Here is a 23,196-nt window from a genome sequence, read left to right as displayed (position 1 = left end):
TTTCGCAGGCACTTTTACGAATGTCAGAGCCAAAGGATCACTAGAATTATAAAGTTGCTAGTGCCCTTTTGTATCCGACGTTTGCTCGGAGGGTGCTGCGAAGTGAAGCAAACGTCGGATACAGGGCACTAGGTCTCATGGTTACAATCAACTCCCAGAAACTCATCGGCTTTGTCGCTGATATCTTTTCGCGAGCCGGCTCATCGAAGGCTGAGGCCGAGCGTATCGCCACCTATCTGACTACGGCGAATCTCACCGGGCACGACAGCCACGGCGTCATCCGCGTCCCGCAATATGTGAAGTGGGCGAAAGAGGGGGCCATCATCCCCGATCAAACCATCAAGATGGTTGTCGATACGCCGTCGCTGGCGGTGATCGACGGCGGGTTCGGCTATGGCCAGACCGTGACGCCGCAGGCAGTCAAGGTCGGCATCGACAAGTGCAAAGCCAACGGTCTTTCGGCAATGACTTTGAAGAATTCGGGCCATCTCGGGCGCGTTGGCGACTGGGCGGAAATGGCCGCGGCCGAAGGGCTGGTTTCGATCTATTTCGTCAACGCGGCGGGCTCGGTGCTGGTCGCGCCCTACGGCGGCGTCGCGCGCAAGCTCTCCACCGCGCCGTACTGCGTCGGCATTCCACGTCCCGGGCAGGGGCCGGTGGTGCTGGACTTCGCGACCTCGATCGTCGCCGAAGGCAAGGTGATGGTGGCGAGCCGCGGCGGCAAGAAACTGCCGAAAGGCGCGCTGGTCGATGAAGACGGTAGCATGAGCGAAGACCCGCACGTTCTTTACGGGCCTTATGAAGCCGACGGTCCGCGCGTGCATGCGCAGGGCAAGGGTGCGATCCGCGCCTTCGGTGATCACAAGGGTTCGGGCCTCGCCTTGATGTGCGAACTGCTCGGCGGCGCGCTGACCGGCAACGGCGCGACCAAGACCGACCGGCGTTTTTCCAACGGCATGCTCGCGATCTACATCGATCCGAAGGTCGTCGATCCCGCGCATTTCTTCGACGGCGAGGTCGCGCGCTACATCGCCTATTTCAAGGACAGCAAGCTGGCGCAAGGTCACGACGCGGTCCTGATTCCGGGCGAACCGGAAGCCGCGACGCGTGCCGACCGCACCAAAAACGGCGTGCCGCTCACCGAAGAAACCTGGAATTCCATCACGGCGACAGCCCGTTCGGTCGGGATCGACGACGCAGCGGTTGCCAAGGCAACCGGATAGGTTGAGAATCAGGTTTAGCCGGAGGGCTGCTCATGCATGACCCGCGCCCAAACCAAGCAACAATAATCAAAACAGAAACGGGAAACCAACGAATGGCAAACAAGGTCAAGGACATCTGGGCTGCGGGCAAGGTGGTGGTCAACGGCTGGCTCGCGATCCCCTCCGGCTTCTCCGCCGAGGTGATGGCGCAATGCGGCTTCGACAGCGTCACTGTCGATATGCAGCACGGCGTGCAGGAGTATCAGTCGATGATCCAGTGCTTCCAGGCGATGCAGGCGCATCCGGTGACGCCGATGGTCCGCGTGCCATGGAACGAGCCCGGCATTATCGGCAAGGTGCTCGACGGTGGCGCGTATGGTGTGATCTGTCCGATGATCAACACCAAGGAAGAGGCCGAACGCTTCGTCGCTGCTGCGAAATACCCGCCGCGCGGCACCCGCAGCAACGGTCCGATCCGCGCCATGATGTACGGTTCGGCCGGGACTTATCAGCAGACCGCCAACGACGAGACGCTCTGCATTCCGATGATCGAGACCAAGACCGCGGTGGAGAATCTGGAATCGATCCTCGATGTGAAGGGCGTCGCCGGCGTCTACATCGGCCCGTCCGACCTTGGCTTCTCATACGGCCTCCATCCGACACTCGATCGCACCGAGCCGGAGATCATCAAGATCTATGAGCGGATCGTGAAGGAATGCGACAAGCGCGGAATCTTCCCCGGCATCCATTGCAGCGGTGCGGCGGGCGCGGCGCTCGCCATCGAACGCGGCTTCAAGCTGGTGACGATCCTGAACGACAGCGGCTTGCTCGCGATGTCCGCCAAGAACCACATTGCGGAAACGCGGAAGAATTCCGGCGGCAAGGCGTGAGCTGAAGTCGGCGTGCCCGCGCCGTCATTGCGAGGAGCGTAGCGACGAAGCAATCCAGTTTTTGCTTATGGCTCTGGATTGCTTCGCTTCGCTCGCAATGACGAGATGAGACTTACGCACGACGAACTGCAAGCCAGAGCCAAACAAGGACAATAGCCATGGCCCCGACACCTGTGATCCGTCTGCATGCCGATGACAGCGTGGTAATCGCGCGAGCGGCGCTGCTGCCCGGCGCGGAGGTCGCACCGGGCGTCGCCGCCATCGAGCGCATTCCGGCGGGTCACAAGGTGGCGGTGAAACCGATTGCGGTAGGAGAACCCGTCAAGCGCTACGGCCAGATTATCGGCTTTGCCACCGTACCGATCGCGCCGGGCCAGCATGTCCATGTGCAGAACATCGGAATGGGCGAGTTCTCGAAGGACTACGCCTACGGCGTGGATGTGAAGCCGACGCCGAATTTCGATTTGCCCGCGACGTTTCAGGGCATCCGCCGTCCGGATGGCCGGGTCGCGACGCGCAACTACATCGGCATTCTCACCTCGGTGAATTGCAGTGCGCATGTCGCGGGTCTTGTCGCCGACGTGTTCAAGAAAAATCCGTTCACCGGCCACGATCCGCTGGCGAAATTTCCCAACGTCGATGGCGTGGTCGCGCTGACCCACAAGACCGGCTGCGGAATGACTCAGCTTGAACCGCTGACCGTGTTGCGCCGGACGCTCGGTGGTTATGCGCGCCATGTAAATTTCTCGCATGTGATCATCCTGGGTCTCGGTTGCGAGATGAACCAGATCGGTGGGTTCCTCGAGGAGCAGCGGCTTGCGGGACGTCTGCGCTCGCTGGACATTCAGGATGTGGGTGGTTCGCGGAAGACAGTCGAGAAGGCGGTGGCCTTCGTTCACGAGGTGCTAGCTGAATCCAACAACATCAAGCGCGAGCCGTGTCCGGCGAGCGAGTTGATGGTCGCGCTTCAATGCGGTGGCTCGGATGGTTACTCCGGTGTGTCGGCCAATCCGGCGCTCGGTGCGGCCAGTGATCTGCTGGTGCGGCATGGCGGCTCGGTGATCCTGTCCGAGACTCCCGAGACTTATGGCGCGGAGCATCTGCTGACGCGCCGTGCGGTCAGCCCTGAGGTGGGCGAGAAGCTCGTCGCTCTGATGCGCTGGTGGGAGGATTATACCCAGCGCAACGGCGCGGAGATGGATTCCAATCCGAGCCCCGGCAACAAGGCCGGCGGCCTCACTACCATTCTTGAGAAGTCCCTTGGCGCGATGGCCAAAGCCGGCAGCACCAATCTTGTCGACGTGGTGGGATATGCCGAGCCTGTCACGAAGAAGGGCTTCACCTTCATGGATACGCCGGGCTTCGATCCGGTGGCTGCGACCGGGCAGGTGGCGGGCGGCGCGAACCTCGTCTGTTTCACGACTGGACGCGGCAGCGTATTCGGCTGCAAGCCGTCGCCATCGATCAAGCTCGCGACCAACACGCCGATGTTCCGCCGCATGGAAGACGATATGGACATCAATTGCGGGACCATTCTGGACGGCGATGAAACGGTTCAGCAATGCGGCCAGCGCATTTTCGACCTGATTTTGCGGGTGGCTTCCGGGGAGCAGACCAAAAGCGAAGCGTTCGATTTCGGCGCTGCGGAGTTCGCGCCGTGGGTGCTTGGCGCGACGATGTAGGAACAGCCTCCCGCGGGGTGCCGATTCCCGGTGAGCAACTGGATTTTGCAGCCGTCATTGCGAGGAGCGCTTGCGACGAAGCAATCCAGTCTTCGTTTTCTGGCTCATGGATTGCTTCGCTTCGCTCGCAATGACGGTGAGGCAGTCGTCCCGGCCTGCGCCGGGACTACTGAAGTAAAGTGGCTTTTGCCACGCTGTTGAAATGCTTCTAATGTGCCGCCGCAAATCAATGCGACGGGAAACAAGATGACCAAGGGTCTCAAGAAGGGGCTGACCAGCTACGGCGATCCGGGATTTTCGCTGTTCCTGCGCAAGGCCTTCATCAAGGCGATGGGCTATTCCGATGACGCGCTGGAGCGCCCCATTGTCGGCATCACCAATACCTACAGCGACTATAACCCGTGTCACGGCAACGTCCCGCAGCTGATCGAGGCTGTGAAACGCGGCGTCATGCTGGCCGGCGCGATGCCGATGGTGTTTCCGACCATTTCCATCGCCGAGAGTTTCTCATTCCCGACCTCGATGTACCTGCGCAACCTGATGGCGATGGATACCGAAGAGATGATCCGCGCCCAGCCGATGGATGCGGTGGTCGTGATCGGCGGCTGCGACAAGACCTTGCCTGCGCAGATCATGGCTGCCGTGAGCGCCGATCTGCCGACCGTGGTCATTCCGGTCGGGCCGATGGTGGTCGGCCATCACAAGGGCGAGGTGCTGGGTGCCTGCACCGATTGCCGCCGCATGTGGGGGAAATTTCGCGCGGGTGAAATCGACGAGGTCGAGATCGAAGCGGTCAACGGCCGTCTCGCGCCGTCAGTGGGCACCTGCATGGTGATGGGTACCGCGAGCACCATGGCGTGCATCACCGAAACGCTCGGACTGTCGCTGCCCATGAGCGCGACGATCCCCGCGCCGCATTCCGAGCGCGTGCGCTCGGCCGAGTTGAGCGGCAAGCGCGCGGCAGAGATGGCCGTGACCGGCGGGCCACGTCCCAGCGAATTGCTGACGCCTGCTGCGTTCAGGAATGCCCAGGTGGTGCTGCAGGCCATTGGCGGATCGACCAACGGGCTGATTCATCTGACAGCTATCGCTAATCGCACCGAACATCGCATCGACCTCGCGGCGTTCGATCAATTGGGCAGGGACGTGCCGGTGCTGATCGATCTCAAGCCCTCTGGCTCACATTACATGGAGCATTTTCATCACGCGGGCGGTGTACCGAAGCTGATGAAGCAACTCGGCGATCTGATTGATCTCGATCAGAAGACCGTGGCCGGAGGCACGCTGCGCGATGTCGTCGCCAGCGCCGAAGAAGTGCCGGGACAGGACGCGATCCGCCCGCGGGACAATCCGATCACGCCCGAGGGCGCGATGGCCGTCCTGCACGGCAATCTCGCACCGCGCGGCGCGATCATCAAGCATTCTGCGGCGAGCCCCAAGCTGTTGCAGCACACCGGACGCGCGGTGGTGTTCGAGTCCGTCGAGGACATGACACTGCGCGTCGACGATCCCGCTCTCGATGTCACGGCTGACGATGTGCTGGTGCTGCGCAATGCCGGGCCGAAGGGCGCGCCGGGCATGCCGGAGGCCGGTTACCTTCCGATCCCGCAGAAGATCCTGCGCACGGGCGTCAAGGATATGGTGCGGATTTCCGACGCGCGCATGAGCGGTACGGCCTTCGGCACCATCGTGCTGCACATCACGCCGGAATCCGCCGTCGGCGGGCCGCTGGCGCTGGTGCAGACCGGCGACATGATCCGGCTCGATGTCCAAAAACGACGCATTGATCTTCTCGTTGATGAGGTCGAACTGACGCTGCGCCAGCGCGCATTGCCGAAACCATCGACGCCGGAATGGGCCGCGCGAGGCTACGCACATTTGTTTCATGAAACCATTACACAGGCCGACGAGGGCTGCGATTTCGATTTCATGCGGCGAGACGGGAAGGAATGATGATGACGTTTGAGACATTGAACTATCAGGTGACTGATCGCGTTGCGACGATCACGCTAAACAGGCCTGAACGGCTCAATGCGATTTCAAGAGGAATGCCAAGTGAGATTCGCAACGCCGTCGAACTCGCCAACAACGACGACCTCGTTCACGTTATTCTGTTGCAAGGTGCGGGCAAGGCGTTTTGCGCGGGTTACGATCTCAAGAATCATGCCGAAGCGCCGCGCGGTCAAACCGGCACCCAGGAGATGCCCTGGGATCCCTTCATCGATTTCCAATTGATGGATCGCAACACGCAAAATTTCCAAAGTCTGTGGCGCAGCTACAAGCCGACAATCTGCAAGATCCACGGCTATGCGGTGGCAGGCGGCAGCGATATAGCACTTTCCTGCGATCTCATCGTAATGGCCGAAGACGCCAAGATCGGATACCCGCCGGCCCGCGTGTGGGGTTGTCCGACCACGATGATGTGGGTGTTTCGGATTGGAGCCGAGCGGGCCAAGCGAATGCTGTTTACCGGCGACCTGATAGATGGCATTGAGGCCGAGCGGATTGGTCTCGTCACGAAAGCTGTGCCTGCCGATGAGCTCGATGCGGAAACGGCCAAGCTGTGCGACCGGATCAAGGGCGTTCCGAAGAACCAGCTCTGGATGCAGAAGACTGCGATTAATTCAGCGTTCGAGAACATGGGTATGCGGACAACGCAGACGCTTGCAACGGTGTTCGATGGCATCACGCGTCATTCGCCGGAAGGGCTCTGGTTCAAGGATCGCGCCGAGGAAGTCGGTTTTCACGAGGCCGTGAAGGAGCGCGATTCTGGTGCGCCGATCAAGGGCAGTAAACCGCCACGAAACAATTGAGCTTTGCTCGATCGTCAAAGACATCTGGTGCGTCGCCTCCCACCCGAAGTATCGAGCACGCGCCGGTCGTATGGAAACACTCCTCTGGTGCTATCCACGCCACGAGTGCTGCAAGTTCTCCACTTCAGGCCTCGCAGTCTCTTTCGACAGGTGCGCTGACCCATTGGGAACCGCGCAGGGCCCGTTCGGGTGATTGTCGGATCGGATCGTTAGGCGTAGTTTTCGCGCCTGCCGCCCGTGGAGCGGCAAGAAGATCGCTCGCCTTAATGTCTCGATGGTGAGGCGCTGAGCATGCGCGGTGAAATTCGTCACATCCATTCGGATCACGAGAAAGACCATTCGCACGACGGGACGTCGCGACGTCTCGCGGCCATCATCGCGGGTGACATCTCGGGCTATAGCCGCCTGATGCAGATCGACGAGGACGGGACGTATGCGCGGGTCAAGCGCATCGAGCGCGATCTCATCGAGCCGACCATTGCGGAACATCACGGCAGACTGATCAAGACAACGGGTGATGGTTTCATCGCGATCTTCGATAGCCCGGTGGAGGCCGTCCGGTGCGGCATCGTGATTCAGCAAAGCATGGTCGGACGAAATGCGTCGCTGCCGCGGGAACACTGGATCGTGTATCGTATCGGGGTCAACCTCGGCGACGTCATCATCGAAGATGAGGATGTGTACGGCGACGGCGTGAATGTGGCTGCGCGTCTCGAAGGCATTGCCACTCCGGGGCAGATTTTCATTTCGGGCGGGATCTACGAACAGGTCAAACATAAGCTCGTTTGCGGCTATCAGTCACTTGGCGATCGTCAGGTCAAGAACATCACCGATCCTGTGCGCGTCTATCGGGTCTTGCCCGATCCTTCCGCGATGACCGAGAGCCGCATGCGGCCGGTGATCATGCTGCTGGCCGCTGCGACCATCGTTCTTCTGGCTATCGCAGGTGGCGTGCTTTGGTACATGTTGATCCGATCGGACAGCCTGGTCAGCCGCCAGCCTGTTACGGTTCCGTCTCCGGCGGATGTGGCGAAGACAGTGCCACCGACAACGCCTGTGGTTCCTCAAGCAACGCCGCAAACGTCTGTCACGACAGCCGCGCCAGCGACAAAGCAACCTCCGCTTCAGCCGGTCAGGGAGCCGGACATGGTTTCGGTCCCCGGCGGCAATTTCGCGATGGGCAGCAACGACGACATTACGGAGAAGCCTGTTCATCAGGTGGCGATCAAGCCGTTTGCTATCGGCAAACATCCTGTCGCCGTGCGGGAGTGGAACGAGTGTGCGGAAGCAAAGGCCTGCGGATTTACGGCAGCCGGGAAAGAGGACGCTCCCGTCACGGACGTGAGCTGGAACGATGCCAAGCAGTTCGCAGCATGGCTCGCAAAAGTGACGGGGAAAAACTATCGGCTTCCGAGTGAAGCGGAATGGGAATACGCCGCGCGTGGCGGCACCCAGACGAAGTACTGGTGGGGGGATCAATTCCGGTCCGGAATGGTCAACTGCAAGAATTGTCTCGATGGCGCCGCGGCCGAACAACCGATGAAGATCGGCAGCCTCAAGGCCAATCCGTTTGGACTTCACGAGATGGGCGGTAGCGTCCATCAATGGGTCGAGGATTGCTGGCACAAGAATTATCAGGGCGCGCCGTCGGACGGCTCTCCCTGGGTGACCGACGGCGATTGCTCCGCCCGCGTGATCCGGTCAGGCTCATGGCGAAACGATCTGAACGCGGCTCGGCCGGCGAGCCGGGATCGATACGATGTCGCGGTGCGCTATCCGACCCACGGCTTCCGCGTTGCTCTCTCCCGCTAGTGTCTTGTATCCGACGTTTGCTTCATTCTGCAGCGCGTTCTGAGCTAGGAGGCGTCATGGAAATCATCAGGGCCATCACGCTGTCGGCGGCGCTGTCATTGCTATCGTTCGCTGCTCATGCCCAGGGAACGCCGGCAGCCAAGGATGCGTATCTGTATTTTGTCTGGCCACAGGATGGCATGGCGATCAAGGGTGCGTTCTGGTGCCGGTTCGGTCTGCGCAATATGGGAGTGACCCACGCCGGCGACAATTTCGCCAATGCTGGTCACCATCATCTGCTGATCGATGTGAAGGAGCCGCTCGATCCGAAGGAGCCGATCCCGCAGGACAAGTCCCATCTTCATTTCGGCGCAGGACAGACAGAGGCGCGCATCGAACTGCCGCCCGGAAAACACACGCTTCAATTGGTGCTGGGCGACGCCAAGCACTATCCCTTCGATCCGCCGGTCGTGTCGAAGAAAATCACGGTGACGATCAAATAGTGGGATAGCCGGGCGATCGTCTCGGACGAGGATGAGTTCTCAGCCACGGGTCGTCCCCGCGAAAGCGGGGACCCATACTCCCTGAGCCCTCGATTTAGTCGAGATGTTGGAGAAGCCATCTCGTCATCACACTCCGTTCGATGGTTATGGGTCCCCGCTTTCGCGGGGACGACATCGTGATTTGTTCGCTCGCAAATATCGACTTGAGATTTTCACCTCTCCCCGCAGGCGGGGCGGGGGAGAAACTCAATACGTCGCGCGGCCGCCGGAAATATCGAACACTGCGCCGGTGGTGTAGAGGCATTCCTCCGAGGCCATCCATGTCACCAGCGAGGCTAGTTCCTCGACTTTCAGGAAACGACCGCGGGGAATTTTCGACAGCATGAAGTCGATGTGCTGCTGCGTCATCTGGTCGAAGATCGCGGTCTTCGCCGCGGCCGGCGTTACGGCATTGACCGCAATGTCGGTCCCGGCCAGTTCCTTGCCGAGCGATTTGGTCAGCGCGATCACGCCGGCCTTCGAGGCCGAATAGTGCGACGCGTTGGGATTGCCTTCCTTGCCCGCGATGGAGGCGATGTTCACGATCCGCCCGTAGTTCTGCTTCATCATGGCCGGGACGACGGCCTTGCAGCAGATGAACGGGCCGTCGAGGTTGATCTTCATCACCTGACGCCATTCGTCATAGGACAGATCGGCGACCGTCTTGTTGACGCCGGCGATGCCCGCGTTGTTGACCAGAATGTCGATGCGACCGAACGCCTTCAGCGTCGCGTCGCGCGCCGCCTCGACTGCGGCGGGATCAGTCACGTCAACCTTGTGCACGGTTACAGCAGCGCCGATTTCCTTCGCGGTTTTCTCGGCGAGTGTCTGATCAAAATCCCAGATTGCAACTTTCGCGCCTGAAGCGGCGAAGCGTTCAGTGATGGCGCGGCCAAAACCCTGCGCGCCGCCGGTGACGACGGCGAACCGTCCGCTCAGATCAATCTTGTTCAAGGCGTTTCTCCCGGAATTTTTGTTTTATTGTCAGAGCGTCCAACCGCCGTCGATGACGTGCGCGACACCAGTGGTGAAAGCGCTTTCATCGCTGGCGAGATAAAGCGCGAGTGAGGCGATTTCGTCCGCAGTGCCGAGTCTGCCCATGGGTTGGCGGCTGACGAACATTTCACGGCCGCCGGTACCCAGAGCGGCTGCGCGGCCCAGCATCGACGGCGTTTCAATTGTGCCGGGGCAGATCGAATTACAGCGAATGCCCTTGGTGATGTAATCGACTGCCACGGCGCGGGTGAGTGCCGCAACGGCGGCTTTCGTCGCGCTGTAGACATAACGGTTGGGGGCGGCTTTAAACACGCCAGCGGCCGAGGCGATGTTCACGATCGATCCGCCGCCGCCCTCCAGCATCGAAGGCAGGAACGCGCGGATCGTACGGTGCATCGACTTCACGTTCAGGTCGAAGGAAAAGTCCCAGTCGGCATCCGGGCAATCCAGCACGGTACCGTTGTGCACGAATCCCGCAGCATTGAGCAGAATATTGACCTTGCCGACCGTCCTCGCCATGCTTTCGACTGCCGCGGTGTCGCGCACGTCGAGTTTGTACGTTTCGGCGACCCCTTCTTTTTTCAACGCGGCGAGGCCGACCTCATCGATGTCGGTCGCAATAACCGTCGCGCCTTCGCGGGTAAAGGCGAGGGCACAGGCGCGGCCGATGCCCGCAGCGCCAGCGGTCACGAACGCGCGCTTGCCTTTCAGTCGGTCAGACATGAATTCTCCCGATGTTTTTACGAGCGGCCCGCATCAAATTGATTGTCATGGCCGGGCTTGACCCGGCCAACCATCATTTCCGAAGAGGATGGATGCGCGGGTCAAGCCCGCGCATGACAGACATTGTTTGAGGCAAGCTTCCCGAAATCATGATGGTCATGCGTCAGTGATTATCCCGCGCGACGCCGATGGTGCCTGCAATATTGTGATACCTCGTTGCGAGCTCCAGGCAGGCACCGGTGGCGTGCTGGCCGACGGTGTCGCGATAGAGCTCCTGCCACGGTGTCTGGTTCTTCGGGTAGGGGAAGCCGCCGTTGGCCTTGAGATCCGCATGGCGTTTCTTCAGTTCCTCGGCGGAGATCAGGATGTTGGCTTCGCCCTTGTTGAGATCGATGCGCACGCGGTCGCCGGTCTTCAGGATCGCAAGTCCGCCGTTGGCGGCGGCTTCCGGCGAGGCGTTCAGGATCGATGGCGAACCCGATGTGCCGGATTGGCGCCCGTCGCCGATGCAGGGCAGAGACGTGATGCCTTTTTTTATGAGAGCCGCAGGCGGCTGCATGTTCACGACTTCCGCACCGCCGGGATAACCGATCGGCCCGACGCCGCGCACGAACAGCATGCAGTGCTCGTCAATGTTCAAGGATTCATCGTCGATGCGGTGATGATAATCCTCCGGACCCTCGAACACGATGGCCCTGCCTTCAAACGCCTCAGGATCTTTCGGATTCGAAAGATAGCGGTCGCGAAATTCCTTCGAGATCACGCTGGTTTTCATGATCGCCGAATCGAATAGATTTCCGCGCAGAACGATGAAGCCGGCATCCTTCACCAGCGGCTTGTCGTAAGTGCGGATCACATCGCTGTCCGGCGGGGTTGCGTCCCTGCAATTCTCGCCCATGGTCTTGCCGTTGACGGTCAGCGCATCCTCGTGAATGCGTTTGTGCTTCATCAGCTCGCGCACCACCGACGGCACGCCCCCGGCGCGGTGATATTCCTCGCCGAGATAGAATCCGGCCGGCTGCATATTCACGAGCAGCGGCACGTCGTGTCCGAACTTCTGCCAATCCTCGATGGTCAGATCGACGCCGATGTGGCGGGCCAGCGCGTTGATATGGATCGGCGCGTTGGTGGAGCCGCCGATCGCGGAATTGACGACGATGCAGTTCTCGAACGCTTTCCGTGTCAGGAAGTCGGAGGGCTTGAGGTCTTCCCACACCATCTCGACGGCGCGCTTGCCGGTTTCATAGGCAATCTGGCCACGCTCGCGGTAAGGCGCAGGGATCGCTGCGCAACCGGGTAACGAAAAGCCAAGCGCTTCCGCCAGCGAGTTCATGGTCGAGGCGGTGCCCATGGTGTTGCAGTGACCGACGGACGGTGCGGATGAAGCGACGATGTCCATGAACTCGTCGTAATCGATCTTGCCCGCCGCCATTTCCTCGCGCGACTTCCAGACCACAGTGCCCGAGCCGGTTCGTTCGCCGTTGAACCAGCCGTTGAGCATCGGTCCACCCGAGAGAACAATGGCAGGAATGTTGACGGTTGCTGCCGCCATCATGCAGGCTGGGGTGGTCTTGTCGCATCCGGTGGTCAGGATCACGCCGTCGAGGGGATAGCCGAACAGGATTTCGACCAGGCCGAGATAGGCCAGGTTGCGGTCAAGCGCGGCGGTCGGGCGCTTGCCGGTTTCCTGAATGGGATGGGTCGGAAATTCCATCGCAATGCCGCCGGCCTCGCGGATACCTTCACGGACCCGCTGCGCCAGCTCGATATGATGCCGGTTGCAGGGGGAGAGGTCATTGCCGGTCTGGGCTATGCCGATGATGGGTTTTCCGGATTGCAGCTCGCGCCGGGTGAGGCCGTAGTTCAGGTACCGCTCGAGATAGAGCGCGGTCATCCCGGGGTTGTCCGGATTATCGAACCAGAGTTGGGAACGCAGTTTTCGCTTTGCGCCATTTTTTGTTGCGGCTTGGTCGTCGTTTTTTTTCACAAGATTTCTCCCGCACTGCACACTTTGTGCGTCCGCGTACGTAATGTTTGCATGTCGAAGCGGCATCTGCAACGCTGTCCGCTCAAACATCCGATCTTTGGGACAAAACCGGAAATCTCTGCTAATACGTCTGTCTAATAGCAAGAACGGGCAAACCGCAGAGAATAGGTTCGACGCGCTTCCGAACATCGAAACAAAAAACAGAGCAGCGACGGCTTCCGCCGGACGACGCCGAGACGACAGGGAGGAGAGGCTATATGGCGTCCGTGCATATTCACGACGTGCGTAAATCGTTTGGCGGATTTGAAGTTCTGCACGGCGTGACGGTTCCGATCGAGGACGGGGAATTCGTCGTTCTGGTTGGCCCTTCCGGTTGCGGCAAATCGACCTTGCTGCGGATGCTGGCCGGTCTGGAAAAAATTTCGTCGGGAACGATTTCGATCGGCGATCGCGTGGTTAACGATGTCCAACCGAAAGAGCGGGACATCGCCATGGTGTTCCAGAATTATGCGCTCTACCCGCATATGACCGTGGCCAAGAACATGGGATTCTCGCTGAAGCTGCGCGACGCGCCACAGGACGAGATCGACAAGCTCGTTCACCGCGCCGCCGGCATTCTCGCGTTGACGCCGCTGCTGGATCGTTATCCGAGACAGTTGTCCGGCGGCCAGCGTCAGCGCGTTGCCATGGGCCGGGCCATCGTGCGCGACCCCCAGGTGTTTTTGTTCGACGAGCCGCTGTCGAATCTCGATGCCAAGCTGCGTGTCGCCATGCGCACCGAGATCAAGGAGCTGCATCAGCGGCTCAAGACCACGACCGTCTACGTCACCCATGATCAGATCGAGGCGATGACCATGGCGGACAAGATCGTCGTCATGCACGACGGCATCGTCGAGCAGATGGGCTCGCCACTCGAACTTTACGATCATCCGGACAACAGGTTCGTTGCCGGGTTCATCGGTTCGCCGGCGATGAACTTCCTCGAAGGCAAACTGGTCGGCAGTAATGCGCCGTACGTGGAGACGGCGAATGGCAGCAAGCTGCCGCTGGCGGCTTCACGCACCGGTCTGGACGGCAAGCCCGTGATCTACGGCATCCGCCCGGAACATCTGGAGTTCGCTGACGACGGCATCGAGGCCGACGTTATCGTGGTCGAGCCGACAGGATCGGAAACCCAGATCGTTGCCCGCATCGGTCAGCAAGACCTGATCGCAGTCATTCGCGACCGTCGTCCGGTGAAGCCAGGCGACAAGGTTCGGCTGCGGCCGAATCCCGCCGCTGCCCATGTCTTCGACAAAGAGACCGGAAAGCGTCTCATTAACTAGCGTTGCGCGTTACATCGAAATCATAGCCAACAGCCGGCCGAAACAATCAAGAGCCGGTACAACAGGGAGAGTCAGATTATGAGTGATTTCACACCAAATCGGCGTTCGCTTTTGAAGGGCGGCGCCTCTGTGCTCGCCGGTGCGGCGACAGTATCGGTCGACCAGTTGATGGGCTTTGCCACGGCCTGGGCGCAGACCTCGCAATGGAAGCCTGAAGCCGGCGCCAAGATCAACCTGCTGCGCTGGAAGCGTTTCGTGGAAGCCGAAGACGTTGCCTTCATGAACATCATGCAGGCCTTTACCAAGGCCACTGGCGTCGAAGTCAACGTCACGAACGAATCCTATGACGATCTTCAGCCGAAGGCATCTGTCGCTGCGAATACCGGGCAGGGACTCGACATGGTGTGGGGTCTGTATTCGCTGCCGCATCTGTTGCCGACAAAGTGTGTCGATGTTTCGGACGTCGCGGATTATCTCGGCAAGAAGTACGGCGGCTGGGCGGAGTCGGCCAATGCTTATGGCAAGAACAAGGATGGCAAGTGGATCGGCATTCCGGTCGCCTGCACCGGCGCGCTGATGAACTATCGCATCAGTTCGTGTGAGAAAGCAGGCTTCAAGGAATTCCCGAAGGACACGGCGGGTTTCCTCGAACTCTGCAAGGCGCTCAACAAGAACGGCACGCCGGCCGGCATGGCGCTCGGCCATGCGTCGGGTGACGGCAATACCTGGCTGCACTGGGCACTGTGGACCCATGGCGGCTATCTCGTCGACAAGAACGACAAGGTCATCATCAACTCGCCGGAAACCGCCAAGGCGCTGGAATACGTCAAGGCGCTGTATGCCGAGTTCATTCCCGGCACGGCGTCATGGAATGACTCGTCGAACAACAAGGCGTTCGTTGCCGGTCAGTTGCACGTCACCTGTAACGGAATTTCCGTTTACGTTACGGCGAAGCGCGAAGCCAAGGCGGTCGCCGACGACATGAACCACGCCTACATGCCGATCGGCCCGGCCGGCAAGCCGACCGAACTGCATCTGCCCTTCACCATGCTGACCTTCAACTTCACGAAGTATCCGCAGGCGTGCAAGGCGCTGACCGCATTCATGATGGAAGCCGATCAGTACAATCCTTGGCTCACGTCTGCGTCGGGCTATCTGTCGTCGTTTTTGAATGCGTCCGACAGCAACCCGGTCTGGACCTCCGATCCGAAGAACACCGTGTATCGCGATGTCGCCAAGCGCACGCTCACGCCAGGCGGCCTCGGCACCCTCGGCGAAAATGCCGCGGCGGCGATTGCCGATTTCGTCGTCGTCGATATGTTCGCCAACTACTGCACCGGTCGTGAAGATCTCAAGGGCTCGATTGCCTTTGCAGAACGTCAGGCCAAGCGGCTGTATCGCTAACGTCCAACATCGCCGGCGCGGGACATCTCGCGCCGGCGATTTTTCGATCAACCATCTGCGCGTGATCTTTCCGCAATGCCGGTTTCCATTTTGCGGACGACGCGACAAAGGTTCGAACCATGACCGCGATCCCTGCAAGCGCGCCCGCAGCGAAGCCTTACGTCAGCACGCAGTCGGCCTGGCAGCGCCTGATTACGAATCATAACTGGATCGCACTCTGGTTTATGCTGCCTGCGGCGGGGTTTCTGATCCTGTTTCTGGCTTATCCGCTCGGCCTCGGTGTCTGGATGAGCTTTACGGACGTGCGCATCGGGCGCCCCGGCGTCTTCATCGGCCTGGAGAACTACGAGTGGCTTTGGGAAGACGGGGTCTTCTGGCTATCGGTGTTCAACACGCTCGTTTACACGATCATCGCCAGCGCCATCAAATTCGCGCTCGGGCTTTACCTCGCGCTGCTGCTCAATCGCAGCATGCCGTTCAAGGCGCTGATCCGCGCTGCGGTCCTCATCCCGTTCATTGTGCCGACTGTGTTGTCAGCCATCGCATTCTGGTGGATCTACGATTCGCAGTTCTCGATCATCTCCTGGTCGCTGACCAAGATGGGATTGATCAACCAGAACATCAATTTTCTGGGTGACTCCACCTGGGCGCGCGTAAGTGTCATCATCGCCAACATCTGGCGCGGCGTGCCTTTCGTCGCCATTACGTTGCTGGCGGGTCTGCAGACGGTGTCGCCGTCGCTCTATGAGGCTGCAACGCTCGACGGCGCGACGAACTGGCAGCGCTTCCGCTTCATCACCTATCCGCTGCTGACGCCGATCATCGCAGTGGTCATGACCTTCTCGGTGCTGTTCACGTTCACCGATTTCCAGCTGATCTGGGCGCTGACGCGCGGCGGCCCGGTCAATGCTACCCATCTGATGGCGACGTTGAGCTACCAGCGCGGTATTCTCAGCGGCCGGCTGGGTGAGGGAGCGGCGATTGCAACCGCCATGATCCCGTTCCTGCTCGCGGCCATCACCATCTCTTGGTTCGGCATGCAGCGGCGCAAATGGCAGCAGGGGTCTGACAATGACTGATCATGCAGCGCGGCTGAAGTTTCTGGTTTTGCGCGAACGGGGCAAGCCCCGCGCGCGCATGGCGCAAATGGCAGCAGGGGTCCGACAATGACTGATCACGCAGCACATCCGCCAGTAGCAACGCAGTCGGCGGCCGACAACAGCGAGGGCATGAGCTATCTCGAGACGCTGCCCAGCAAGATCGTGACGCTCTACATTCCGCTGTTCATCATGATCGTGATCCTGCTGTTTCCATTCTACTGGATGGCGTTGACATCGATCAAACCCGACGAGCAGTTGATCGACATGGAGACTTACAACCCGTTCTGGGTTGTGAAGCCCACGCTGAAGCACATTCAGAAATTGCTGTTCGAGACGCAATATCCACGCTGGTTGTGGAACACGATGTATGTCGCGGGCGCAGCAACGTTCATCTCGATCGTCGCCAGCGTGCTGGCGGCCTATGCCATCGTCCGGCTTCGGTTCAAGGGAGCCAATGTCGTCAGCGCCTCGATCTTTCTGGCCTATCTCATTCCGCCGTCGATCCTGTTCATTCCGCTGGCGTCGGTGATCCATTCCTACGGGCTGTTCGATTCACCGCTGGCGCTGATCCTGGTTTATCCGACGCTGCTGATCCCGTTCTCGACCTGGCTGTTGATGGGGTACTTCAAGACCATTCCTTATGAGCTGGAGGAGTGCGCGCTGATCGACGGTGCCAGTCGCTGGCAGATCCTGACCAAGATCGTATTGCCGCTAGCCGTGCCGGGGCTAATTTCAGCGTTCATCTTCTCGTTCACGCTGTGCTGGAACGAGTTTATCTACGCGCTGACGTTCCTGTCCTCGACCCAGAACAAGACGGTCCCCGTCGCCATCGTCAACGAGTTCGTCGACGGCGACATTTACAAATGGGGATCGCTGATGGCGGGCGCACTGGTCGGCTCGCTGCCACTGGTCATCCTCTACGCCTTCTTCGTCGAGCACTACGTGTCCGCGATGACCGGTGCGGTCAAGGAATAACGTCAAGGAAAGAACACAAAGTTCGTCATTGCGAGGAGCGCAGCGACGAAGCAATCCAGGTTTGTTTCGTGAGACTGGATTGCTTCGCTTCGCTCGCAATGACGAGATTGATCTGAAGAGGAGTTTACGTTGCATATTCTTGTTCTCGGCGCGGCCGGCATGGTCGGGCGCAAACTTGTCGAACGGCTGACGCGCGACGGCAGACTCGGCAAGTCCGATGTCACGCGCATGACGCTGCAGGATGTCGTAGCCCCCACGAAGCCGAACACGTCCATTCCAGTCGAGGTTGTGACCTGTGACGTCGCCGAACAGGCGGCGGTGGCAAAGCTGGTGGCGGCAAAGCCGGACGTGATCTTCCATCTTGCCGCAATCGTGTCAGGCGAGGCGGAGGCGGATTTTGACAAGGGGTACCGGATCAATCTCGACGGTACCCGCTATCTGATCGATGCCATCCGGGCCATCGGAGGCGGCTACAAGCCGCGTGTGGTGTTCACCTCGTCGATCGCGGTGTTCGGCGCGCCGTTTCCTGAAAAGATCGGTGACGAGTTCTTCACGACGCCGCTGACGAGCTACGGCACGCAAAAGGCGATCGGCGAGCTTCTGGTTTCAGACTATTCCCGCAAAGGCTTGCTCGACGGCGTCAGCATTCGTTTGCCGACTATATGCGTGCGGCCCGGGTTGCCGAACAAGGCTGCTTCGGGTTTCTTCTCCAACATCATCCGCGAGCCTCTTGCCGGCAAGGAAGCGATACTGCCGGTATCTGAAGATGTTCGCCATTGGCATGCGTCGCCGCGCTCGGCTGTGGGATTCCTGCTGCATGCCGCGACCATGGACACCGGCGCCATCGGCCCGCGCCGGGCGCTGAGCATGCCCGGCCTCTCGGCGACAGTCGGCGAGCAGATCGCCGCGCTGACGCGGGTGGCAGGTCCAAGCGTGACGGCACGGATCAGACATCAGCCCGATCCGACCATCGTCGGCATTGTCGCCGGATGGCCGCGGGACTTCGTCACCGATCGCGCGCTCAAGCTCGGCTTCACAACCGCGGAGAAGACGTTCGATGACATCATTCGGATTCATATCGAAGATGAACTCGGCGGCATATTCGTAAGCTGACAACCCCCGGTAAGACAATGACGACAGTCGCCTGCATTGGCGAATGCATGATCGAGCTGTCGCAGGGCGCTGGTGATCAGCTCACGCGCAGCTATGGCGGTGACACGCTGAACACTGCGGTCTATCTCGCGCGCCTTGGGGTGAAAGCGGACTATATCACCGCGCTCGGCAATGATCCGTTCAGTGACGAAATGGTTGAGGCCTGGAGGGGCGAGGGCGTCGGCACGGCGCACGTGGCGCGTGTGAGCGGCAAGCTGCCGGGTCTCTATGCGATCCGGACCAGCGAGGCTGGTGAGCGGTCGTTCTATTACTGGCGCGAAAACGCCGCCGCGCGCATGCTGCTCGACCTGCCGGAAACCGATGCGATGCTCGCAGCATTGGCGGGCTACGACATGATTTACCTCTCAGGCGTCACACTGTCGCTCTACAGCGCCGACGGCCGCCAGCGGTTGATCGATGCGCTGCGAAGGGCGCGCAAGGGTTCAACCCGCGTGGCGTTTGACACCAACTTTCGTTCGCAGGGCTGGCCGGTGCTGGACACCGCACGTCAGGTCTATCGCGACGTGCTTGCCGTCGCCGACATCGTGCTGGCGTCTGTCGATGACCTCACTCCGTTATTCGGAGCACGCATGCACGGCGAACTGATCGACCGCATGGCCGCCCGCGAAGTCGTGCTGAAACTTGCCCCCCCTGGCAGCGTTGTCAGGTTTGATGGCGTGGAGCATCGTGTGAAAGCGGAACCGGTCAGCAGGGTGGTGGACACGACAGCGGCGGGCGACAGTTTTTCGGCGGCCTATCTCGCCGCTCGGCTGAGCGGGGCAACGCCGGTCGAGGCGGCGAAGGCAGGGCATCGTCTGGCCGGTGTGGTGGTCGGCCATCGCGGCGCGATCATACCACGCACGGACATGCCGTCGGGCAGGATACTCAATGTGACTGGGACGGAGCGATCATCATGACCGGCCTATCCGCGTCCGAGAGGCAGGCGGCTCTGGAGCAAATCCTGATCCCGGCGCGGATCGTCCCGGTGCTGACTATCGACCGCGCCGAGGATGGCGTGCCGCTCGCCCGAGCGCTGGTCGCTGGAGGTGTGAAAGTCCTTGAAGTCACGTTCCGCACCGAGGCTGCGGCCGCCGCCGCCAAGGCGATCATTGCCGAGGTTCCCGAAGCCGTTGTCGGGATCGGCACTGTGCTCAACGCGGACGACCTCCGCCGTGCGCAGGAACTCGGTGCGCGGTTCGCGGTCAGTCCTGGCGCCACTCCGGAACTGCTCGACGCGGCGGCAGGCAGCGCGCTGCCTTTGCTGCCCGGCGTTGCGACCGCATCCGAAATCATGCAAACGCATGCGAAGGGATTCAAGCTGCTGAAGTTTTTTCCCGCGGAGCAGGCCGGCGGCATTCCGCTGTTACGGGCTTTGGCGGGGCCATTTCCGAAAATGCGCTTCTGTCCGACCGGTGGCATTGATGGATCGAACGTGGCGACCTGGCTGGCAGAGCCGAACGTGATTGCGGCGGGCGGATCGTGGCTGTGTCCGGGGTCGGACATCAAGGCCGCGAACTGGGAAGTCATCACCGGCCGCTGCATCGACGCGATGAAGCATCTGCGGCGACGCTAGTCCATTCCCGGTCAACGCCGAAAATTGAGTCCGGCGAGGTGGTTACGGCTGTAGCCGCAACCTGGCTTGAAAGCCGAAGCTGAAATTCAGATTAAGTTGCGCATGAAGATGAGGAGCGCCGCTTAATGACTCTGTTTCGCTCCTAAAATCCCATCGCTGCGCCGTCGCTGCGCGGGTCGGTAGCGCCCTCGAACATTCCGTCGGGGTGACGCACCACAGCGCCGGCGTGGCCCATGGTGGAGGTGAAATCCGGCAGGATCTCAATGTCGTGGCCGACGTCACGCATAGCTTGCACAACGTCCGGATCGAAGCGGTTCTCCAGCTTCAGCGTCACCGTGGCGTCGCCCCACGTCTTGCCGAGCAGCCAGCGCGGTGCGGTGACCGCCGCCTGTAATCCCTGGCCATACATGGCGTAACGGCTGAACACGGCGGATTGGCTTTGCGGTTGGCCTTCGCCGCCCATGTTGCCATAGACCATGCGGCGGCCATCGTTGAACAGCGCCATCGCCGGATTGAGAGTATGGAACGGCTTGCGGCCGGGGCGCAGTGCGCGGGGGCCATCGCCGTCGAGCAGGAAGCTTGATCCGCGATTTTGCCAGACGATTCCGGAGTTCTCCAGCACGCAGCCTGAACCGAATTCGAAGTAGATGCTCTGGATGAAGGAGACCGCGATGCCGTTGTTGTCGATGGCGCCGAGCCAGACCGTGTCGCCGGGATTGGCCGGCACCGGCCAAGGCAGCGCGCGCTTGCGGTTGACGTTGGCCGCCAGGCCGTCCAGCGCCTTGGAGGTCAGATAGTGCTCGGCTTCTTCAATCATATGAGCCGGATCACCGACGATGCGATCACGCACCAGGAACGCTTGCTTGGTGGCCTCGACGATGCCGTGAAGATAGTCGAAGGTCTCTGCCTCCTTCACCCCAAGCCGTTCGAAGATCGCCAGGATCATCAGCGAGGCGAGGCCCTGCGTCGGCGGTGGGAAATTGTATAGTGTCGCGTCCTTGACGGCGACGGAGAGCGCCTGGCGGCGCTGCGCTGTCTGCATGGCGAGGTCGGCGAGAGTCACCGGCGATCCGCAGCGTGCCAAGTCTGCGGCGATTTCCTTGGCGAGTGCGCCCGTATAGAAATCCATCGGTCCATGCTGGCCGAGACGCTTCAGCGTCGCGCCCAGCGCCGGCAGCTTCATCAACTGGCCTTCCTTCGGCAACTTGCCGCCGAGCAGAAACGTATCGACGAAGCCCGGCGAGTCTTTCAGTTCGGCGAATTTCGTCTCGGTCAATTCCTGCTGTGTCGCCGTGACAGCGAAACCGTTTTCAGCCGACCACACCGCATCTTCCACCAGACGCGACAGCGGCAGCTTGCCGCCCATTTCTTTGTTGATCGCGATCACCTCGGCCCAGCCGGACAATGTGCCGGCGACGGTATTCGCGGCGAGGGGCCCGCGCGGCGGAATCGCGGAGAGGCCTTTGGCGCGGTAGAATTCAGGCGTGGCGGACATAGCGGCGGCACCGCAGCCGTCCACCGCAATCGGCGGCTTGCCGTCGGCGGAAATCAGCCAGAAGCCATCTCCACCGATCGAGTTCATATGCGGATAGACCACCGGCAGGCTGGCGGCCATGGCCAGCGTCGCCTCGATGGCGTTGCCGCCTTCGCGCAGCACGCGCAATCCGGCCTCAGAGGCGAGATGATGGGGCGAGGTCACCATGCCGCGGCGGGAGCGGGGTGTATTCAGCATCGGTCGTATCCATGTTCTAGCGTTGATGCGCCAACAATGGACGCGATGTCCCTATGTAAGTGAAAACTTCACTTTTGGCAAAACGCAAAATGCCCGGTTTTCACCGGGGATTTGTAGTGTTTCGGCGTCGGGACGCTATTCCGCCGAGATTGCGACAGACCTGCCGCAATAAACTGGTGCGCCCGTTACACCTTTACCATGCGCTTGCCGCGGTTTTCTCCGGCGAGTAGTCCGATCAGCGCCTGGGGGGTGTTCTCCAGCCCGTTGATGATGTCTTCCTGCACCTTGAGCTTGCCTGCTTTCACCCACGACTGCAGATCGGCCATCGCCTTTTGGCGCTGGTCGTAATAGTCCATCACGATGAACCCCTGCATGATGAGGCGCTTCACCACGATCAGTCCGGGGACGCCGCGCGGACCTGTCGCCGATGGTGCGCCATCATACTGTGAGACTGCGCCACAGCACGCGATGCGGCCGCCATTGTTCATCTGAGGCAGACACGCTTCGAGAATGTCGCCGCCGACGTTATCGAAATAGACATCGATGCCGTTTGGTGCGGCGGCCTTCAGGGCCTTGAACACCGGCTCCGACTTGTAATCGACCGCGGCATCGAAGCCGAGTTCGGAGACCAGCCAGTTGCACTTGTCCTTGCCGCCCGCGATGCCGACCACGCGGCAGCCCTTGATCTTGGCGATCTGCCCGACGATGGAGCCGACCGAACCCGCCGCCGCCGAGACCACGACCGTATCACCGGATTTCGGCTTTCCGACTTCAAGCAATCCGAAATAAGCCGTGAGGCCGGCGATGCCGTACACGCTGAGCAGATGCGTCATTGGCTCCATATGGGGCACCTTGACGAGAGTCTTCGCTTTCACAGCAGCGTATTCTTGCCATCCGGTATCGCCGAACACGAGGTCGCCGGGTGCGAAGCCGGGCGCATTCGACGACACCACCTCGGCAACCCCGCCGCCGGCCATGACCGTGTTGGCTTCGACCGCTGCGCGATAGGTCGCGCCGTGCATCCAGGCGCGGTTCGCGGCGTCGAGCGAGATGTAGCGCACGCGTACCAGCACCTCGCCGTCCTTCGGCTCGGGGATGGCGGCTTCGGCCATCTTGAAATTCTGCGGCAGCAGCTTGCCGGTGGGTTTCTCGACCAGCAGGATCTGGCGATTGGTTTGTGTCATGGGCATTCCTCCGCAGGGCTTGTGTCTTTTTGTGCGGAGGACGATAGCAGCCTCAACCGGGATTGGAACCCGTGGAACCAAGCCTTTGAATCGCGGTTGTTATTGGAATGGCCTGCGGCTTGCTT

19 protein-coding genes are annotated in these 23,196 nt (G+C 60.7%); 14 read left to right on the top strand and 5 right to left on the bottom strand.

Annotated features, from left to right (window positions below; all coding sequences use genetic code 11):
- The first annotated feature begins 137 nt into the window (after nt 1–137).
- The 7 genes from YH63_RS21495 to YH63_RS21465 all read left to right on the top strand — a co-directional run bounded on the left by YH63_RS21495 (nt 138) and on the right by YH63_RS21465 (nt 8,881).
- Complete coding sequence (locus YH63_RS21495; RefSeq protein WP_046830294.1) at nt 138–1,223, top strand: malate/lactate/ureidoglycolate dehydrogenase; 1,086 nt, start codon at nt 138–140, stop codon at nt 1,221–1,223.
- Nucleotides 1,224–1,315: 92 nt separating this feature from the next.
- The gene (locus tag YH63_RS21490) at nt 1,316–2,092 is read left to right on the top strand and encodes an HpcH/HpaI aldolase family protein (RefSeq protein WP_046830293.1); all 777 of its coding nucleotides are present in this window, start codon (nt 1,316–1,318) and stop codon (nt 2,090–2,092) included.
- Nucleotides 2,093–2,250: 158 nt separating this feature from the next.
- Nucleotides 2,251–3,774: a UxaA family hydrolase gene (locus tag YH63_RS21485; RefSeq protein WP_046830292.1), complete on the top strand. Its 1,524-nt coding sequence runs from the start codon at nt 2,251–2,253 to the stop codon at nt 3,772–3,774.
- Nucleotides 3,775–4,020: 246 nt separating this feature from the next.
- Nucleotides 4,021–5,727 carry an IlvD/Edd family dehydratase gene (locus tag YH63_RS21480; RefSeq protein ID WP_137325271.1) on the top strand — a complete coding sequence of 569 codons (1,707 nt, stop codon included), beginning with the start codon at nt 4,021–4,023 and terminating at the stop codon, nt 5,725–5,727.
- Entirely contained in the window at nt 5,727–6,587 is an 861-nt protein-coding gene (locus YH63_RS21475; protein ID WP_246658102.1) for a crotonase/enoyl-CoA hydratase family protein, read from the top strand. The genes YH63_RS21480 and YH63_RS21475 overlap by 1 nt, the downstream gene beginning before the upstream one ends.
- A gap of 291 nt (nt 6,588–6,878) precedes the next feature.
- The gene (locus tag YH63_RS21470; RefSeq protein WP_046830290.1) at nt 6,879–8,399 is read left to right on the top strand and encodes an SUMF1/EgtB/PvdO family nonheme iron enzyme; all 1,521 of its coding nucleotides are present in this window, start codon (nt 6,879–6,881) and stop codon (nt 8,397–8,399) included.
- Between the two features lie 56 nt (nt 8,400–8,455).
- Nucleotides 8,456–8,881, top strand: a complete 426-nt coding sequence (locus YH63_RS21465) for a DUF4399 domain-containing protein (RefSeq protein ID WP_046830289.1) — start codon at nt 8,456–8,458, stop codon at nt 8,879–8,881.
- A gap of 246 nt (nt 8,882–9,127) precedes the next feature.
- Here YH63_RS21465 and YH63_RS21460 read toward each other — a convergent pair whose 3' ends face one another.
- The 3 genes from YH63_RS21460 to YH63_RS21450 all read right to left on the bottom strand — a co-directional run bounded on the left by YH63_RS21460 (nt 9,128) and on the right by YH63_RS21450 (nt 12,626).
- Entirely contained in the window at nt 9,128–9,874 is a 747-nt protein-coding gene (locus YH63_RS21460; RefSeq protein WP_046830288.1) for an SDR family NAD(P)-dependent oxidoreductase, read from the bottom strand.
- 30 nt (nt 9,875–9,904) lie between these two features.
- Nucleotides 9,905–10,639 (bottom strand): SDR family oxidoreductase, encoded by a 735-nt coding sequence (locus tag YH63_RS21455; protein WP_046830287.1) that lies wholly within the window; start codon nt 10,637–10,639, stop codon nt 9,905–9,907.
- Nucleotides 10,640–10,802: 163 nt separating this feature from the next.
- Nucleotides 10,803–12,626, bottom strand: coding sequence for an IlvD/Edd family dehydratase (locus YH63_RS21450; RefSeq protein WP_046830286.1), 1,824 nt, complete (start codon nt 12,624–12,626; stop codon nt 10,803–10,805).
- Nucleotides 12,627–12,883: 257 nt separating this feature from the next.
- On the opposite strand from YH63_RS21450, the gene YH63_RS21445 reads away from it, so the two are divergent.
- The 7 genes from YH63_RS21445 to eda all read left to right on the top strand — a co-directional run bounded on the left by YH63_RS21445 (nt 12,884) and on the right by eda (nt 20,155).
- The gene (locus YH63_RS21445; RefSeq protein WP_046830285.1) at nt 12,884–13,951 is read left to right on the top strand and encodes an ABC transporter ATP-binding protein; all 1,068 of its coding nucleotides are present in this window, start codon (nt 12,884–12,886) and stop codon (nt 13,949–13,951) included.
- A gap of 78 nt (nt 13,952–14,029) precedes the next feature.
- The gene (locus YH63_RS21440) at nt 14,030–15,355 is read left to right on the top strand and encodes an ABC transporter substrate-binding protein (protein WP_046830284.1); all 1,326 of its coding nucleotides are present in this window, start codon (nt 14,030–14,032) and stop codon (nt 15,353–15,355) included.
- A gap of 119 nt (nt 15,356–15,474) precedes the next feature.
- Nucleotides 15,475–16,434, top strand: a complete 960-nt coding sequence (locus YH63_RS21435) for a carbohydrate ABC transporter permease (RefSeq protein WP_137325270.1) — start codon at nt 15,475–15,477, stop codon at nt 16,432–16,434.
- A gap of 87 nt (nt 16,435–16,521) precedes the next feature.
- Nucleotides 16,522–17,430: a carbohydrate ABC transporter permease gene (locus YH63_RS21430; RefSeq protein ID WP_046830282.1), complete on the top strand. Its 909-nt coding sequence runs from the start codon at nt 16,522–16,524 to the stop codon at nt 17,428–17,430.
- Between the two features lie 129 nt (nt 17,431–17,559).
- Nucleotides 17,560–18,543 (top strand): D-erythronate dehydrogenase, encoded by a 984-nt coding sequence (gene denD / locus YH63_RS21425; protein ID WP_046830281.1) that lies wholly within the window; start codon nt 17,560–17,562, stop codon nt 18,541–18,543.
- 17 nt (nt 18,544–18,560) lie between these two features.
- The gene (locus tag YH63_RS21420; RefSeq protein WP_046830280.1) at nt 18,561–19,499 is read left to right on the top strand and encodes a sugar kinase; all 939 of its coding nucleotides are present in this window, start codon (nt 18,561–18,563) and stop codon (nt 19,497–19,499) included.
- The gene (eda, locus tag YH63_RS21415; RefSeq protein WP_046830279.1) at nt 19,496–20,155 is read left to right on the top strand and encodes a bifunctional 4-hydroxy-2-oxoglutarate aldolase/2-dehydro-3-deoxy-phosphogluconate aldolase; all 660 of its coding nucleotides are present in this window, start codon (nt 19,496–19,498) and stop codon (nt 20,153–20,155) included. The genes YH63_RS21420 and eda overlap by 4 nt, the downstream gene beginning before the upstream one ends.
- 142 nt (nt 20,156–20,297) lie before the next feature.
- Here the strand turns inward: eda and YH63_RS21410 are convergent, their stop codons facing one another.
- Together YH63_RS21410 and YH63_RS21405 are read right to left on the bottom strand one after the other, a co-directional pair.
- Nucleotides 20,298–21,887 carry a gamma-glutamyltransferase family protein gene (locus YH63_RS21410; protein ID WP_046830278.1) on the bottom strand — a complete coding sequence of 530 codons (1,590 nt, stop codon included), beginning with the start codon at nt 21,885–21,887 and terminating at the stop codon, nt 20,298–20,300.
- Between the two features lie 185 nt (nt 21,888–22,072).
- Complete coding sequence (locus YH63_RS21405; protein ID WP_046830277.1) at nt 22,073–23,071, bottom strand: NADP-dependent oxidoreductase; 999 nt, start codon at nt 23,069–23,071, stop codon at nt 22,073–22,075.
- Nucleotides 23,072–23,196 lie beyond the last annotated feature (125 nt).

The sequence above is a fragment of the Afipia massiliensis genome (assembly GCF_001006325.2).
Classification (GTDB): Bacteria; Pseudomonadota; Alphaproteobacteria; order Rhizobiales; family Xanthobacteraceae; genus Afipia; species Afipia massiliensis_A.
The sequence above is the reverse complement of the archived record's forward strand: the minus strand, read 5'-3'. Positions and strand labels throughout refer to the sequence as shown.

Excerpts from the sequence above, each read along its gene's own strand:
- YH63_RS21405 (WP_046830277.1), bottom strand. The coding sequence starts at position 23,071 with ATGACACAAACCAATCGCCAGATCCTGCTGGTCGAGAAACCCACCGGC.
- YH63_RS21485 (WP_046830292.1), top strand. The coding sequence starts at position 2,251 with ATGGCCCCGACACCTGTGATCCGTCTGCATGCCGATGACAGCGTGGTA.
- eda (WP_046830279.1), top strand. The coding sequence starts at position 19,496 with ATGACCGGCCTATCCGCGTCCGAGAGGCAGGCGGCTCTGGAGCAAATC.
- YH63_RS21435 (WP_137325270.1), top strand. The coding sequence starts at position 15,475 with ATGACCGCGATCCCTGCAAGCGCGCCCGCAGCGAAGCCTTACGTCAGC.
- YH63_RS21465 (WP_046830289.1), top strand. The coding sequence starts at position 8,456 with ATGGAAATCATCAGGGCCATCACGCTGTCGGCGGCGCTGTCATTGCTA.
- YH63_RS21480 (WP_137325271.1), top strand. The coding sequence starts at position 4,021 with ATGACCAAGGGTCTCAAGAAGGGGCTGACCAGCTACGGCGATCCGGGA.
- YH63_RS21475 (WP_246658102.1), top strand. The coding sequence starts at position 5,727 with ATGATGACGTTTGAGACATTGAACTATCAGGTGACTGATCGCGTTGCG.
- YH63_RS21420 (WP_046830280.1), top strand. The coding sequence starts at position 18,561 with ATGACGACAGTCGCCTGCATTGGCGAATGCATGATCGAGCTGTCGCAG.
- YH63_RS21490 (WP_046830293.1), top strand. The coding sequence starts at position 1,316 with ATGGCAAACAAGGTCAAGGACATCTGGGCTGCGGGCAAGGTGGTGGTC.
- YH63_RS21430 (WP_046830282.1), top strand. The coding sequence starts at position 16,522 with ATGACTGATCACGCAGCACATCCGCCAGTAGCAACGCAGTCGGCGGCC.
- YH63_RS21440 (WP_046830284.1), top strand. The coding sequence starts at position 14,030 with ATGAGTGATTTCACACCAAATCGGCGTTCGCTTTTGAAGGGCGGCGCC.
- YH63_RS21495 (WP_046830294.1), top strand. The coding sequence starts at position 138 with ATGGTTACAATCAACTCCCAGAAACTCATCGGCTTTGTCGCTGATATC.
- YH63_RS21445 (WP_046830285.1), top strand. The coding sequence starts at position 12,884 with ATGGCGTCCGTGCATATTCACGACGTGCGTAAATCGTTTGGCGGATTT.
- YH63_RS21455 (WP_046830287.1), bottom strand. The coding sequence starts at position 10,639 with ATGTCTGACCGACTGAAAGGCAAGCGCGCGTTCGTGACCGCTGGCGCT.
- YH63_RS21410 (WP_046830278.1), bottom strand. The coding sequence starts at position 21,887 with ATGCTGAATACACCCCGCTCCCGCCGCGGCATGGTGACCTCGCCCCAT.
- YH63_RS21470 (WP_046830290.1), top strand. The coding sequence starts at position 6,879 with ATGCGCGGTGAAATTCGTCACATCCATTCGGATCACGAGAAAGACCAT.